Here is a 14,453-nt window from a genome sequence, read left to right as displayed (position 1 = left end):
ATAGCTCGAGGACGGCCTTGGACTGGCAGACACTTCTTATCCGCGAACGGCTGGGCAAACCCCTGCACAGCCCGGATGAACTGGGGCGCAGCCCCTTTCACAAGGACCACGATCGCATCATCTTTTCCGGCGCCTTCCGCCGGCTGGGACGCAAGACCCAGGTTCACCCGGTCACCAGCAACGATCACATCCATACCCGTCTGACCCACAGTCTGGAGGTGAGCTGCGTCGGCCGCTCCCTGGGCATGCGCGTGGGCGAGAGTCTGAGGGGCGCCTTGCCCGAATGGTGCGATCCGAGCGATCTCGGCATGGTGGTGCAGTCCGCCTGCCTGGCCCATGACATCGGCAATCCGCCCTTCGGCCACTCCGGCGAAGACGCCATCCGCTACTGGTTCACCCAGGCCGCCGGCCGCGGCTGGCTGGACGACATGAGCGAGGCCGAGCGTCAGGACTTCCTGCATTTCGAAGGCAACGCCCAGGGCTTCCGGGTGCTGACCCAGCTCGAATACCACCAGTTCGACGGCGGCACCCGCCTGACCTACGCCACCCTCGGCACCTATCTCAAGTATCCCTGGACCTCGCGCTATGCCGCGGCGCCCGGCTACAAGAAGCACAAGTTCGGCTGCTACCAGAGCGAGCTGCCGCTGCTGGAGCAGATCGCCGAGAAGCTCGAGCTGCCACTGCTGGGCCCGGAGCGCTGGGCGCGGCATCCGCTGGTCTACCTCATGGAAGCCGCCGACGACATCTGCTACGGCCTGATCGACCTGGAAGACGGCCTGGAGATGGAGTTGCTGGACTATGCCGAGGTGGAGGCCCTGCTGCTGGGCCTGGTCGGCGACGACCTGCCGGAAACCTATCGCCAGCTCGGCCCCAGGGATTCGCGGCGGCGCAAGCTGGCCATCCTGCGCGGCAAGGCCATCGAACACCTGACCAACGCCACCGCCCGCGCCTTCGTCGACCAGCAGGACGCCCTGCTCGCCGGCACCCTGGGCGATGACCTGGTCGAACACATGGCCGGTCCGGCCAAGCTCTGCGTGCAGCGCGCCAAGGCCCTGGCCCGGGAAAAGATCTTCCACGACAAGCGCAAGACCCTGCACGAGATCGGCGCCTACACCACCCTGGAAATCCTGCTCAATGCCTTTTGCGGCGCCGCCCTGGAACAGCACCGCGGACGCGAGCCCTCGTTCAAGAGCCGCCGCATCCTCGACCTGCTGGGCAACAGCGCGCCCGATCCGTCCTGGACGCTGCACCAGGCCTTCATGCGGGTGATCGATTTCATCGCCGGCATGACCGACAGCTACGCCACCGCCATGGCGGCCGAGATGACCGGGCGTTCGAACCCGGTCTAAGGAGCGCCACGATGGCCACCGCACCCCGCACGCGCAAGGGCCCAGGCAGTCGCTGGCTGGCCGCCCAGGGCTGGAAGGCCTTTCCCTTTCAGCGCGAGGTGGCCAAGGCCATCGCTGCCGGTGAATCCGGCCTGCTGCACGCCACCACGGGTTCGGGCAAGACCTACGCCGTCTGGCTGGCCGCCCTGGATGCCTTCGTCGCCCCCAAGCCGATCACCGCCAAGGGCCTGCCCAGCAAGCGCAAGCAGGCACCACCGCCGCTCACCGTGCTCTGGCTCACGCCCATGCGCGCCCTGGCGGCGGACACGCTGCGCGCCCTGGAGCGCCCGGTACTCGACGAAGAACTGGAGTGGACCCTGGGCCTGCGCACCGGCGACACCGGCAGCAGCGAGCGTGCGCGGCAGAATCGGCGCCTGCCGACGGCGCTGGTCACAACCCCCGAAAGCCTGTCGCTGCTGCTGTCCCGCGAAGACGCCCAGGAGGCCCTGGGCCAGGTTCGGCTGGTGGTCATCGATGAGTGGCACGAATTGCTCGGCAACAAGCGTGGCACCCAGACGCAACTGGCCCTGGCCCGCCTGCGCCGCTGGAATCCCGGATTGCAGACCTGGGGCCTGTCGGCCACCCTCGGCAACCAGGCCCATGCGCTGGATGTGCTGCTGGCCGGCGCCCCGGGCCATCTCGTCCAGGGGCGCCAGGACAAGCGCCTGCAGGTGGATACGCTGCTGCCCGAAGGCGGCGTCGAGCGCTTCGCCTGGGCCGGGCACCTGGGCATGCGCCTGCTACAGCAGGTCATCCGCGAACTGGAGGACAGCCCCACCACCCTGGTCTTCACCAACACCCGCGCCCAGACCGAGCTCTGGTACCAGGCCCTGCTGCAGGCGCGCCCGGACTGGGCCGGCCTGATCGCCCTGCACCATGGCTCCATCGAGAAACAGGCCCGCGAGTGGGTGGAAGGCGGTCTCAAGAATGGCCAGCTCAAGGCGGTGATCTGCACCTCCAGCCTCGACCTCGGGGTGGACTTCCTGCCGGTAGAGCGGGTACTGCAGATCGGCTCGCCCAAGAGCATCGCCCGCCTGCTCCAGCGCGCCGGCCGCAGCGGCCATGCCCCGGGCCGTGCCTCGCGTGCCACCCTGGTACCCACCTACAGCCTCGACCTACTGGATGCGGCGGCCACCCGCCGCGCCATCACCGCGGGCGAGATCGAAGCGCGCACCGCCCCGGTCAAGCCCCTGGATGTCCTGGTGCAGCACCTGGTGACCGTCGCCCTGGGCGGCGGCTTCGAGCCGGATGACCTGCTGCCGGAGATCCGCAGCGCCTGGGCCTATCGCGACCTCAGCGAGGGCGAGTGGATCTGGGCCCTGGCCTTTGTTCGCAACGGCGGCGCCTCGCTGTCGGCCTACCCGGACTATCGCCGCGCCGAGCCCGACGCCGAGGGCATCTGGCGCGTCCCCGACAAGCAGCTGGCCAAGCGGCATCGACTGGGCATCGGCACCATCGTCAGCGAGACCAGCCTCAATGTGCAGTTCTGGTCCAAAGGCGGCGGTGGCAATCGGCTGGGCAATATTGAGGAAGGCTTCATCGCCCGCCTGCGGCCCGGCGATCACTTTCTCTTCGCCGGGCGCACCCTGGAACTGGTGCGGGTGGAAAACATGACGGTGTACGTGCGCCGCGCCACGGGGCGCAAGGCCGCCATACCGCGCTGGAGCGGCAGTCGCATGCCGCTTTCGGACACCCTGGCCAAGCACGTCCTGGCGCTGCTGGAAGACGCCGAGGCGCAGCGCTACGAGAGTCCGGAGATGCGCCTGCTGCAACCGCTGCTGGACGTGCAGCGGCAGTGGTCGGCGCTACCAAGCGCCCACTACCTGCTCGCCGAAACGCTGGAATCCCGCGAGGGCTCGCACCTGTTCCTCTATCCCTTCGCCGGCCGTCACGCCCACCTGGGGCTGGCCAGCCTGCTGGCCTGGCGGCTGGCGCAGCGGCGTCCCTGCACCTTTTCCATCGCCGTCAACGACTACGGCCTGGAGCTGGTCTCGCCGGTCAGCCTGGACTGGCAGGCGCTGCTCGATGCCAGTCTTTTCACCACCGACAACCTGGTCAGCGACACCCTGGCCAGCCTCAATGCCGCCGAACTCGCCCAGCGCCGCTTTCGCGAGATCGCGCGCATCTCCGGGCTGATCTTTTCCGGCTATCCGGGGGCGCACAAGAGCAATCGCCAGCTGCAGGCCAGCAGCAGCCTCTTCTACCAGGTGTTTCGCCAATACGATCCGGACAACCTGCTGCTCGGCCAGGCCCAGACCGAGGTCCTGCGTCAGGAGCTCGATGCCGATCGCCTGCAGCAGACGCTGATCCGCACCGGCGCCCTGCCGCTGCGCCTGGTGGTCCTGGACCACCCCTCACCCTTCGCCCTGCCGCTCATGGTCGAGCGGTTGCGCGAGAGTCTGAGTTCGGAAAAGCTGGCCGACCGCATCACCCGCCTGGTCGGCGATCTGGAGCGCGAAGCCGGGCCGGACGAGCGGGCGCGCGCCTTCGACCCCGAGTCCCTGGTGCAGCCCAGCCACGACAGCGATCTGACACCCCGCCGCGGCGCTAGCCAGCGGCGTCCTCCCGTACAGAAATCCGGTCGTCCTCGATAACGATCCGCCCCTGGCGATAGAGATGGCCGATGGCCTTCTTGAAGTTGCCCTTGCTGACGCCAAACAGCTGATGGATCAGCGCCGGCGGACTGCTGTCGCTGAGCTCCAGGACCCCACCGCGTGCCTTGGCCAGGCCGATGATCTGCTCGGCGAGATCGCTTCCGGCGGCAGCTCCCTGGGGCTGCAGGGTCAGGCTGATCTTGCCGTCCGCCCGCACCTCGCGAATGAAGCCCCGCTCCCGCTGCCCCAGGCGCAGTGGCTTGAAGGCCTCGTTGCGATGCACCAGGCCCCAGTGCTTGTTGTCGACGATCACCTTGTAGCCCAGGTCGGTCCGCTCGACCACCAGCAGGGGTACCGGCTGACCCACCTTGTAGCGTGGCGGTTCACGATCCAGGTAGCGATCCAGGCGCGCGGTGGCGACGATCCGCCGGGTGCGGGCATCCAGGTGCACATGCACCACGCAATGATCGCCAACCTGCAGCGGACGCTTTTCCTCCGAATGCGGCAGCAGCAGGTCCTTGGGCAGGCCCCAGTCGAGGAAGATCCCCACCCGGCCGACCTCCACCACGCGCAGACTGGCGAAGCCGCCGACCTGCACCTTCGGCTTCTCGGTGGTGGCGATCAGGCGGTCTTCGCTGTCCAGGTAGAGGAAGACGTTGAGCCAGTCGCCCTCGGCGCAGGGTTCGTCGCGAGGCGCATAGCGGCGCGGCAGCAGCACCTCGCCGTCATTGCCGGCATCCAGGAACAGACCGATGGGGGTGTTGCGCAAAATCTGCAAGCTGTTGAAGCGACCCAGCAAGGCCATGAGTGGAGACTCCTGTAGAAAGCGGTGCATTTTACCGCGATCAGCAGAGTCACCGCTTGGTCGCGACCCTTCGTCGCTGAACGGTCGCGAGGCGTGGCTGGCAGCCGGGTGGGTACGAATCTCGACCCGATCGGCCTTGCCCCCACCGCTCGGCACGCTGCCGTGCGGGAGACCTGACCAGGCTGTTTGAGGAGGAACGCCTCACGGCAGGTGGAGGCGGCGGTCGTCTTGAAGGCGATGCCTGGAGATCGCTTTGGCTCGCCTCAGGCGAGCGTCCGACTCAGGCGGTAAGGCAGTCGTCGGCGAGGGGAATCTCGATGAACAGACCCACGGTGTCAGCCTCGACCCGCATGGCGGCCACCACCGCATTCAGCAAGAACGGATTGGTCGCCTGTTCGTTGGTCACGATACGCTGGGTCAGCTTGATCGACTGGTGGGCGTGGTAGACGGCTACGAGTATTTCATTGAGGTTCAGGCGACGGAGCTCGACCCGGTATCCGGCGAGTCCGTGGCCCAAGGCGCGTCCTGCGCTTTCAAGCCCATTGTTCACGGTAAGTCCTTGGACCGTTGCGGTCCGGGGTAATGATTCGAACGGAATAATAGCACCAGGCCATTATCCTTATTGCGCAGGCCATCACCGTTTCGATACCACTGGCCGAAGAGACTGAACGCGCCCATGAACGTGCGCCTGCCGGGTACTGCCCAGCGCTTCGCGCGGCGCCCCTTTCGTGCCCGGGAAACGATTCAGCACGGTGCCTTTGTCACGATCGACCGGTCCCGGTGCCAGAGCGCGCCACGCCTCCCCCCTTCAACCGCCGTTCGCCCGCTTCAGCCCGCACTTCGACCATGGTCGGTAAAGTCAACATCGAGCTGCTCAAAGGTCTTGTTTTGCGCAAGCCAGTCTGAGACCATCCTTCGCTGTCAGGTGAGGCTGTCTCCACGGAGCGGCTGACCTGTCGAGAACCTGGAGTACATCAGGGCCAGCTTTCGCGGCATGGGTTTCTCCTCGTTTCAAAACTGTCGTCCTTCGCGGACAACAACGTCATCTTATTCAAGGAGAAATCCATGTCTACTCGCCAAACTGGCACCGTCAAGTGGTTCAACGACGAGAAAGGCTTCGGCTTCATCACCCCCCAGAGCGGCCCGGACGTGTTCGTTCACTACCGTTCCATTCAGGGCAACGGCTTCAAGAGCCTGCAAGAAGGCCAGGCTGTTTCCTTCCTGGTCGTGCAAGGCCAGAAAGGCCTGCAGGCCGATGAGGTGCAGGTGATCTAATCACCCGCCTTCTCGAAAAAGCCCAACCCCCGGTTGGGCTTTTTTTTGCGCGGACGTTGGCCTCCGCCAGCTTCTGCTATCGCCACTTAGGGATGAGGTGCGTCTCGTGAAAACCTTCGCTGCCCTGCTCTGCCTGCTCCTGCTCGCCGGTTGCGCCGCCTTTCCCGGCGATGAACTCTCTTCCCAGCCGTTCCGCGCGCCCCTGAGCGAGCAACCGCAGCGGCCCAAGGTGCTGGTGGAATTCAACTTCTATCGCGGCACTGTCGAGGACGCCAAGGACGCGACGTCGATCGCCGTCGCCCGCGAAGGCCTGAAGCCCCGGCTGCGCGAGATTCTGGAACGCTCCAAGCTGTTCGACCGCATCACTCTGGTGCCGGAGCCCGGCAGGCCCGACGACGCCCTGTTGCGCCTCAAGCTCTACAACAGCACCTCCTACGCCGCGGCCATCGCCAGTGGCCTGATCACCGGGGCCACCTTCTTTCTCGTCCCGGGTACCGCCAAGGACGACTATGTGCTGACCGCCGAATGGATCGCACCCGGCAGCGGTCCGTCCACTCGGGTGCGCAACGCCAGTTCGGTACGCACCTGGATGGGGGTCTGGTTCCTGCCCCTGGCCGCCAGCCATCAGGCCGGGACCGCCATCGAGGAAACCTTCGCCCGCCAGGTCAACGACGCCCTGCGCCAGCTGCAGAGCGCTGGCGCCTTCGCCGACCGCTCCTCGCTCCAGGGGAACGGCGAAACGCCTGCACCGGTCACACCTTGACCGGCAATCACGTAGACGAGGATCCCATGGCCGAAGAAAAGCGCAAAGCCGACGAACGCGAACTGCCCAAGGACGAAAAGCCCCTGCGCACCGAACACGCCAAGACCGACGACGGGCGCGATCCCCCTTCGCCCAACAGTCCGGACCGCACCAAGGACGCCACGGGCTACAACTGATCCCGACCTTTCCGGAAACGACCGCCACGGCGGTCGTTTCTTTATGTGCGCTCTGCCCCGCGGGGTTGGCTCGTCCCTCCCTCCTTACTGCATAATGCCCACACTCCGACGTCTATCGGCCCCTTTTCTCTTCAACTAGGCCGGTACCCTGCCAAGGTGTGTGTCCCGATGCGAAAGACCTTCCGATCTCTGGGCCTGCTGCTGAGCTGCTGCGCCCTGGGCTTTTCCCTGCCCGTCAGTGCCGATACCTCCTACCTGCCGCCGCGAATCGAAAAGGCGATGCAGACCAACAAGATCCCCGGCAGCGACCTGTCGCTGGTGATGCTGCCCCTCGATGGCCCGGGCGAGAACGACTACTACAATGCCGACGTCTCGGTGAATCCGGCGTCGACCATGAAGCTGATCACCACCTTTGCCGCCCTGGAACTGCTGGGTCCCACCTACCAGTGGAAGACCGAGTTCTATACCGACGGCACCCTCAAGGACGGCATCCTCAACGGCAACCTCTATCTCAAGGGCGGTGGCGATCCCAAGCTGAACATGGAGCGGCTGTGGCTGCTCATGCGTGACCTGCGCGCCAATGGCGTGCTGGAAGTCACCGGTGACCTGGTACTGGATCGCGGTCGCTTCGTGAAACCCAATCTGCCGGCCTTCAACGACGACGGCGAAGACGAGAACAAGACCTTCCTGGTCGGTCCGGATTCGCTGCTGGTCAATCTCAAGTCGGTGCGCATGGTGGTGCGCTCGGCCGATGGCCGGGTCAGCGTCTCCATGGATCCGCCGCTGACCAACGTCAACATCGACAACCAGATGCGTGCCACCGGCAAGAGCGGTTGCCCGGCCTGGCCGGAGGTGCGCTTCAATCCGGTGCCCCAGGCCGATGGCAGTACCAGCCTGGTGGTCAGCGGCCAGTTGCCGGACGGCTGCAACGCCCAGAGCTATCTGTCGCTGCTCGACCACCCGGCCTATACCGCCGGCGCGGTGCGGGCCATCTGGCAGGAACTGGGCGGCAGCATCAAGGGCCGTACCCGCGAGGGCAGCGTGCCACGCAATGCCGAGGTGCTGGCGCGGGCCTTCTCGCCCGATGTGGTGGAGATCATTCGCGACATCAACAAGTACAGCAACAACACCATGGCCCAGCAGCTGTTCCTCTCCATTGGGGCGCAATTCCGCACCTCGGCGGATGCGGACGACAGCAAGGCGGCGCTGCGGGTCATCCGCTCGTGGCTGGCGCGCAAGGGCATCAATGCCAGTCACCTGATCATGGAGAACGGCTCAGGCCTGTCGCGCACCGAGCGGGTCAGTGCCCGGGAGATGGCTGAGATCCTGCGCGCCGCCTGGCAGAGTCCCTATGGCCCGGAATTCATCTCTTCCCTGCCGCTGGCGGGCATGGACGGCACCCTGCGCAAGCGCATGAAGAATTCGCCGCTGACCGGCCAGGCGCACATGAAGACCGGCACCCTGAACAACGTACGGGCCCTGGCGGGCTTCGTCCGGGATGCCAATGCGCGCAACTGGGTGGTGGTCGCCATCCTCAACAGCAGCCGCCCCTGGGGCGCTTCGTCGATCCTCGACGAGGTGGTGCTGGACCTCTATCTGCGCAGCCGCCAGGACGGCGCGGTCGCCAACTGACGCGCAAAACAAAACCGGCGTCTGCTCACGCAGACGCCGGTTTTGTTTACAGCACTCGGCAAGGCAGGCCGGAAAGCCGACGTTACCGCGCTGCACCGCATTGGGCAAGAACTTTGTCCAACGCACCTTTGTGGGGCATTTTCAGGCGACCGTCAGGGCCTAGATCATGCCCAGCAGCAGCAGTACCAGCAGGACGACCAGAATGGCGCCCACGATGCCGGACGGGCCATAGCCCCAGCTGCGCGAATGCGGAAATACCGGAAGTCCGCCGATGAGCAGGACCAGCAGCACCAGAACCAGGATGGTCGAGAGAGTCATCTGCCATTCTCCATGAAGGCCAAGGGTCGACCGCCGCCGTAACAGGATGATACGAAGCGACGGGCTTATTCCATGGACCTGCGCCAGCGGCGGAAAATCCCGACGTCGTCAGCTAACCCTGCCCGCCCTCGCCGCCTCCCAGGTGCCAGCGCACAAAAAAGCCCGGATCAGAGATCCGGGCTTGGTCTTGTCGCAGCTGGCTGTCAGTGGGCCACAGCGCCACTGGCACCCAGGCCGGTCTGGGATCTCACGAACTGCGGATAGAAGCGTGCCCGCTCCTCTTCGGCAGCCGCCGACTTGTCGGTGATGGAGAAGAACCAGATGCCGATGAAGGCCACGGCGATGGAGAACAGCGCCGGGTATTCATAGGGGTAGATCGGCTTGGCATGACCGAGGATGGTCACCCAGATGGTCGGGCCGAGCACCATCAGCGCCACCGCGGTGATCAGGCCGAGCCAGCCACCGATCATGGCGCCCCGGGTGGTCAGACGCTTCCAGTACATCGAGAGCAGCAGGATGGGGAAGTTGCAGCTGGCCGCGATGGAGAAGGCCAGGCCCACCATGAAGGCGATGTTCTGCTTCTCGAAGAGGATGCCCAGGGCGATGGCGACCACGCCCAGCGCCACGGTGGTCATCTTGGAGACGCGGATCTCGTCCTTCTCGTTGGCCTTGCCCTTCTTGATCACGCTGGCGTAGAGGTCGTGGGAGACCGCCGAGGCACCGGCCAGGGTCAGACCGGCGACCACCGCCAGGATGGTGGCGAAGGCCACCGCCGAGATGAAGCCGAGGAAGATGCTGCCGCCCACGGCGTTGGCCAGGTGCACCGCCGCCATGTTGTTGCCGCCCAGCAGGGCGCCGGCGGCGTCCTTGAAGGCCGGATTGGTGCTGACCAGCAGGATGGCGCCAAAGCCGATGATGAAGGTCAGGATGTAGAAGTAGCCGATGAAGCCGGTGGCGTAGAACACGCTCTTGCGCGCTTCCTTGGCGTCACTGACGGTGAAGAAGCGCATCAGGATGTGCGGCAGGCCGGCGGTGCCGAACATCAGCGCCAGACCCAGGGAGAAGGCCGAGATTGGATCCTTCACCAGGCCACCGGGGCTCATGATGGCTTCACCCTTGGGATGCACGGCGATGGCTTCGGCGAACAGGCGATTGAAGTCGAAGCCGACGTGCTTCATCACCATGAAGGCCATGAAGCTGGCACCGGACAGCAGCAGCACGGCCTTGATGATCTGTACCCAGGTGGTGGCCAGCATGCCGCCGAAGAGGACGTAGAGCACCATGAGGATACCCACCAGCACCACGGCCAGGGTGTAGTCCAGGCCGAACAGTAGCTGGATCAGCTTGCCGGCACCGACCATCTGGGCAATCAGATAGAGGGCGCCCACCACCAGCGAGCCGCAGGCGGACAGGGTCCGGATGTCCTTCTGCTTGAGGCGATAGGAGGCCACGTCGGCGAAGGTGTACTTGCCGAGGTTGCGCAGGCGCTCGGCGATCAGGAACAGGATGATCGGCCAGCCCACCAGGAAGCCGATGGAGTAGATCAGGCCGTCGTAGCCCGAGGTGAACACCAGGGCGGAAATCCCCAGGAAGGAAGCGGCCGACATGTAGTCGCCGGCGATGGCCAGGCCGTTCTGGAACCCGGTGATGCGGCCACCGGCGGCGTAGTAGTCGGCGGCGGAGCGGTTACGCTTGGAAGCCCAGTAGGTGATGCCCAGGGTGGCGCCGACGAAGGCGACGAACATCAGGATGGCGGAGATGTTCAGCGGCTGGCGCTGGACCGCGCCGCTGATGGCATCGGCCGCCCACAGCGAAGGCGAGAGTGCCAGTAGCCCGGCCGCGAGGGAAAGACGTCTCATGGCTGCACCTCCCGGAGAATTTCCGCGTTGAGCCGATCGAACTCGCCATTGGCCCGGCGCACATAGATGCCGGTCAGGACGAAGGCCGAAAGGATCAGACCGACGCCCAGGGGAATGCCCCAGGTCATGGCGGCTTCCGCATGGATACGGGTCGCGAGAACCTTGGGCGCGAAGGCGATCAGGAGGATGAAGGCGGAATAGAGTCCGAGCATGATGGCGGAAAGCGTCCAGGCGAAGCGCCCGCGCTTGGTCACCAGTTCTTGGAAACGCGGACTGGCTTCAATCCGCCGGTAGGTGCTGTCATTCATTATTGTTGTTCCTTACAGCATGACGGGAGCGTCGAGCTCTACTCTAGGCCCGCCCGGTAAGGCTTCCAGACGACTTTAGTCGTACCCCTCCAGACCTCAGTAATCCCAGAGCCGACGCCAGCCCTGCAGCGGGTGGTGACCCTCGCCATCGAGCACCGAAACGCTTGCCGTCATCCCCGCGCTGAGGTGGATATCCGCGGGGACGTCCAGCAGTTCGATGCGTACCGGGATGCGCTGCGCCAGGCGCACCCAGTTGAACGTCGGCTCGACGTTGGCCAGCAGCTGGGTATCGCTGGCCGCGTTGCGATCGGTGATGCCGCTGCTGATGCTCGCCACCCGCCCCTGCAGGGGCGCCGCCTGGTTCATCAGGCGCACCCGTACCGCATCGCCGGGGTGGATGTGGGGAATCTTGGTCTCTTCGAAATAGGCCATGACGTAGAAGGAGCGGGTATCCACCAGGGCCATCACCGCCTGGCCGGTCTGCACATAGTTGCCCTCGGCGAATCTGAGGTTGGTGATCCGCCCTTCCCGCGGCGCCAGCACCCGGCTGCGATCCAGGTTGATCTGGGCCAGGTTCACATCGCTCAGGGCTTCCTGGTACTGGCTGCGGGCGACCGCCACGTTGACCTGGGCGGTCTCGCGATCCTCGGCGCTGATGGCGCTGGTGCCCAGCCGTTGGCGCCGGGCGGCCTCGCTCTCACGCAGGCGCAGCTGCTGCTGGCGCGTCTCGGCCACCGCCTTGGCATGGGCGAGGTTGGCCTGGTAGCGCTGCTGATCGATCTGCAGGAGCAGATCGCCGGGCTTCACCAGCTGGTTGTCCACCACCGCCAGGCGCGTCACCCAGCCTGATACGTCGGGCGCGACCACCACCACATCGGCGCGCACCCGCGCATCGCGCGTCCAGGGCGTATAGAGATAGAAGTGCCACAGCCAGGTGCCGGCCAGGATGGCGAGTAGTACCACGATCAGGGTTATCGCCACACGCAGGGTCTTGTGCATCGCCTTGTCGATCCTCTTGTTATGGGGCTCAGGTGGCCAGCACGGCCACGAGGCCGGCCAGCCACAGCACGAACAGCGCGCAACCGAACAGGGCGCTGTGCCAGAGATGGCGGCCCAGGCCACTGCGCTGCAGCAGCCACAGCGACAGCGCCGTCAGCAGCAGCGCCAGGACGCCATAGACGAACAGCGGCCCCAGGTAGACCCCGCCGATGGCCCATTCATGCAGATTCATCCGCGCCCTCCTCGGCTACCGCCTCTAGACAACAGCTGCGCCAGGTCTGCTGGAGCTGGCCGATGGCGCCGCGCGCCAATCGATGCGGCTCATCGTCCGGCGCCTGGTGCAGCGCCTGCCGCAGACGCTCTGCCGCCGCGTCCAGCGCGCCCGGCCGCAGGTTATCGAAGCCCACCTCCAGCTGGTCGGCGAAGCGGCCGAGAAAGGCGTCCCGCGCCCGGGCCACCTCGCCTTGGGCACCTGCCAGGCAGGCGCGCAGATGCAGCAGCTCGTTACCCAGGTCCAGCGCCAGCAGCCCCTGCTCCCAGCGCCCCCGCTCGCTGGCCGACAGCTGCTCGATATGTCGCGCCAGCAGCAGCAGGCGATCCGCCATGCGCCCGCCGAACCAGGTCTCGGCATTGGCCAGGGGGACCGTGGTCAGGCGCTGCAGGTCGTAGGTGGTGGCCTCGAGGATGCGGCGGCTGGTGCGCCGTGGCGTACGCAGGCTGATCAGCCGGAACATCAGCACGGCCGAACCGACGCCGATCAATAGACTCTGCAACTGGTTGAGCAAGGCGCCCATCTCCACCTGGCCGTGGTTGCTGGGCGAGACCAGCACCAGCAAATGGATGGCGAAGGCCGTCGCCGTCCCCACCACGCCCGGCGGTCCGGCCATTCCCAGGGCGGCAAAGAACAGCGGCACCCCCAGCACCAGGCACAGCAGCGGATAGCCGCTGATCTGCGGCAGCAGCACCTGGCTGACGAGAATCGCGACCGGCGCGGCATAGAGGATGCCCCGCAGGAAGCCGAGGCCGATGGTGGCGGCGTTGTCGCGATTGGCGAACAGGCTGCAGATGACCCCGGCCATGAGCATGGCACCCGGCGCCGAGGGCCAGGCGCTGGCCAGCCAGAAGACGCCGACGACCAGCAGCGCACAGGCGCTGCGCAGGCCGTAGAGCAGCGCCGTCTGCACATCGCGATGACGCGCCAGTGCCGAGGGCGCCACGGCGCTGAGCTGGGCCGTGTGGACGCTGTCCAGGGCGCGACCGGCCAGCAGGATCTTGTCCAGCAGGATGGCGAAACGGGCCAGCAGGTAGCGCTGATCGTTGTCCAGCTCCGGGGCGGTTCCCGCAGCCTCTCTCAGACGCTGCAGGAGGGCCTCCAGGGCAGACGCCTGGGGGTCGGCCAGGGTCGTGAGCAGTTCGTCGCGCCAGGGCTGCAGAGCGGCCCTTCTCGGCTCGTCCAGACCACGCCACTGCCGCATGGCACCACGGGCGGTGCGCAGCAGGCTGAGCAGATCCCGCGAGAGCAGGCGCAACGCCCTGGCGCGTTGCCGGCCGCGCTGGCCTTCGAACCAGGCGTGGTCGCGCTGGGCATCCACCGCCACCACCTGGCCAAGCATGGCCAGCAGACCCTGGGTGGCATCCTGGGCCTCGGCCAGCTCCGCCCGCGCCGCAGCCACGCCCTGCTCCCAGGTGCGCCGCGCCTGGGCGGCCAGGTTCTGCTCCACGCGCTGTGGCCAGAACAGCGCGCTGACCGCCGAGGCCACGACGATACCCAGGCAGATCTCGGTGCAGCGGGCCACCGCCTGGTCGAACACGGTCAGCGGATGGGCAATGGCAGGCAGGCCGATGATGGCGACGGTATAGCCGGCCAGCACGAAGCCATAGGCGACATGGTTGCGCAGCAGGGTCGAGGCTGCCGTGCAGAGGGCCATCCAGCCGGCCAGGGCCAGGAGGAACAGCCAGGGCGTCTGGGCGAAGAAGCCCATGAGCACCACCGCCATGCAGGTGCCGGCAATGGTGCCGAGCAGGCGGAACAGGCCCTTGGCCAGCACCATGCCGGACAGCGGCTGGGAGACGATCATCACCGTCATGCAGGCCCAGACCGGTTGTTCGAGACTGAAACGAAAGGCCAGCCAGAGCGCCAGTCCGGCGGCGAACAGGGTCTTGCCGGCAAAGAGGAGTGCCGCAGGCGTGGGTGCGAGAAAGACCGTCCAGGGTAGGCGCACGTCGGCTCTTGGTGTGCAGGGGGTCCAGCATAGGCCGCGTGGCCCAGGCGAAGTTCCAGGCGGGCGCCCAGACGAAAAAAAGGCGACCCGGGGTCGCCTGAAGTGCCTTGCGTG

At 66.3% G+C, this 14,453-nt stretch carries 14 protein-coding genes; 6 read left to right on the top strand and 8 right to left on the bottom strand.

Features of this window, described 5'->3' with window-relative positions:
• Positions 1-17 precede the first annotated feature (17 nt).
• Entirely contained in the window at positions 18-1,349 is a 1,332-nt protein-coding gene (locus CFE50_RS11380) for a deoxyguanosinetriphosphate triphosphohydrolase (RefSeq protein ID WP_058792083.1), read from the top strand.
• An 11-nt stretch (positions 1,350-1,360) separates the two neighbouring features.
• On the top strand, positions 1,361-3,982 hold the full coding sequence (locus CFE50_RS11375; protein ID WP_286733585.1) for a ligase-associated DNA damage response DEXH box helicase: 2,622 nt from the start codon (positions 1,361-1,363) through the stop codon (positions 3,980-3,982).
• Here the strand turns inward: CFE50_RS11375 and CFE50_RS11370 are convergent.
• Positions 3,936-4,787 (bottom strand): CvfB family protein, encoded by an 852-nt coding sequence (locus CFE50_RS11370; protein WP_007159087.1) that lies wholly within the window; start codon positions 4,785-4,787, stop codon positions 3,936-3,938. The two genes, CFE50_RS11375 and CFE50_RS11370, sit on opposite strands and share 47 nt — an antisense overlap.
• A 280-nt stretch (positions 4,788-5,067) precedes the next feature.
• Entirely contained in the window at positions 5,068-5,304 is a 237-nt protein-coding gene (locus CFE50_RS11365; protein ID WP_007159088.1) for a hypothetical protein, read from the bottom strand.
• Positions 5,305-5,852: 548 nt separating this feature from the next.
• On the opposite strand from CFE50_RS11365, the gene CFE50_RS11360 reads away from it, so the two are divergent.
• The 4 genes from CFE50_RS11360 (at position 5,853) to dacB (ending at position 8,633) form a co-directional block, all read left to right on the top strand.
• The gene (locus CFE50_RS11360) at positions 5,853-6,062 is read left to right on the top strand and encodes a cold-shock protein (protein ID WP_007159089.1); all 210 of its coding nucleotides are present in this window, start codon (positions 5,853-5,855) and stop codon (positions 6,060-6,062) included.
• A 106-nt stretch (positions 6,063-6,168) separates the two neighbouring features.
• A complete protein-coding gene (locus CFE50_RS11355) occupies positions 6,169-6,825 on the top strand; it encodes a hypothetical protein (RefSeq protein ID WP_286733582.1) in 657 nt (218 codons plus the stop codon).
• A 26-nt stretch (positions 6,826-6,851) separates the two neighbouring features.
• Positions 6,852-7,001 carry a hypothetical protein gene (locus CFE50_RS11350; protein WP_017639713.1) on the top strand — a complete coding sequence of 50 codons (150 nt, stop codon included), beginning with the start codon at positions 6,852-6,854 and terminating at the stop codon, positions 6,999-7,001.
• A 168-nt stretch (positions 7,002-7,169) separates the two neighbouring features.
• On the top strand, positions 7,170-8,633 hold the full coding sequence (dacB, locus tag CFE50_RS11345) for a D-alanyl-D-alanine carboxypeptidase/D-alanyl-D-alanine endopeptidase (RefSeq protein ID WP_007159092.1): 1,464 nt from the start codon (positions 7,170-7,172) through the stop codon (positions 8,631-8,633).
• Between the two features lie 159 nt (positions 8,634-8,792).
• On the opposite strand, the gene CFE50_RS11340 is transcribed toward dacB, so the two are convergent.
• From CFE50_RS11340 to CFE50_RS11315, 6 genes are all read right to left on the bottom strand, one after another.
• Positions 8,793-8,951, bottom strand: coding sequence for a DUF3309 family protein (locus CFE50_RS11340; RefSeq protein ID WP_007159093.1), 159 nt, complete (start codon positions 8,949-8,951; stop codon positions 8,793-8,795).
• 203 nt (positions 8,952-9,154) lie between these two features.
• Positions 9,155-10,810, bottom strand: a complete 1,656-nt coding sequence (locus CFE50_RS11335) for a cation acetate symporter (RefSeq protein WP_286733577.1) — start codon at positions 10,808-10,810, stop codon at positions 9,155-9,157.
• Positions 10,807-11,118, bottom strand: coding sequence for a DUF485 domain-containing protein (locus CFE50_RS11330; RefSeq protein ID WP_144955319.1), 312 nt, complete (start codon positions 11,116-11,118; stop codon positions 10,807-10,809). Before CFE50_RS11330 ends, CFE50_RS11335 begins: the two co-directional genes overlap by 4 nt.
• Positions 11,119-11,214: 96 nt before the next feature.
• Positions 11,215-12,117 (bottom strand): efflux RND transporter periplasmic adaptor subunit, encoded by a 903-nt coding sequence (locus CFE50_RS11325; RefSeq protein WP_027596856.1) that lies wholly within the window; start codon positions 12,115-12,117, stop codon positions 11,215-11,217.
• A 28-nt stretch (positions 12,118-12,145) separates the two neighbouring features.
• Positions 12,146-12,349: a DUF1656 domain-containing protein gene (locus tag CFE50_RS11320; RefSeq protein WP_042135685.1), complete on the bottom strand. Its 204-nt coding sequence runs from the start codon at positions 12,347-12,349 to the stop codon at positions 12,146-12,148.
• Positions 12,336-14,339, bottom strand: a complete 2,004-nt coding sequence (locus CFE50_RS11315) for an FUSC family protein (RefSeq protein WP_286733571.1) — start codon at positions 14,337-14,339, stop codon at positions 12,336-12,338. Before CFE50_RS11315 ends, CFE50_RS11320 begins: the two co-directional genes overlap by 14 nt.
• Positions 14,340-14,453: the final 114 nt, after the last annotated feature.

This window comes from Pseudomonas sp. PGPPP4, assembly GCF_002256045.1.
Taxonomy (GTDB): domain Bacteria; phylum Pseudomonadota; class Gammaproteobacteria; order Pseudomonadales; family Pseudomonadaceae; genus Chryseomonas; species Chryseomonas oryzihabitans.
This window is presented reverse-complemented; position numbering and strand designations above follow the sequence as displayed.

Excerpts from the sequence above, each read along its gene's own strand:
- CFE50_RS11375 (WP_286733585.1), top strand. The coding sequence starts at position 1,361 with ATGGCCACCGCACCCCGCACGCGCAAGGGCCCAGGCAGTCGCTGGCTG.
- CFE50_RS11370 (WP_007159087.1), bottom strand. The coding sequence starts at position 4,787 with ATGGCCTTGCTGGGTCGCTTCAACAGCTTGCAGATTTTGCGCAACACC.
- CFE50_RS11360 (WP_007159089.1), top strand. The coding sequence starts at position 5,853 with ATGTCTACTCGCCAAACTGGCACCGTCAAGTGGTTCAACGACGAGAAA.
- CFE50_RS11350 (WP_017639713.1), top strand. The coding sequence starts at position 6,852 with ATGGCCGAAGAAAAGCGCAAAGCCGACGAACGCGAACTGCCCAAGGAC.
- dacB (WP_007159092.1), top strand. The coding sequence starts at position 7,170 with ATGCGAAAGACCTTCCGATCTCTGGGCCTGCTGCTGAGCTGCTGCGCC.
- CFE50_RS11340 (WP_007159093.1), bottom strand. The coding sequence starts at position 8,951 with ATGACTCTCTCGACCATCCTGGTTCTGGTGCTGCTGGTCCTGCTCATC.
- CFE50_RS11335 (WP_286733577.1), bottom strand. The coding sequence starts at position 10,810 with ATGAGACGTCTTTCCCTCGCGGCCGGGCTACTGGCACTCTCGCCTTCG.
- CFE50_RS11330 (WP_144955319.1), bottom strand. The coding sequence starts at position 11,118 with ATGAATGACAGCACCTACCGGCGGATTGAAGCCAGTCCGCGTTTCCAA.
- CFE50_RS11325 (WP_027596856.1), bottom strand. The coding sequence starts at position 12,117 with ATGCACAAGACCCTGCGTGTGGCGATAACCCTGATCGTGGTACTACTC.
- CFE50_RS11320 (WP_042135685.1), bottom strand. The coding sequence starts at position 12,349 with ATGAATCTGCATGAATGGGCCATCGGCGGGGTCTACCTGGGGCCGCTG.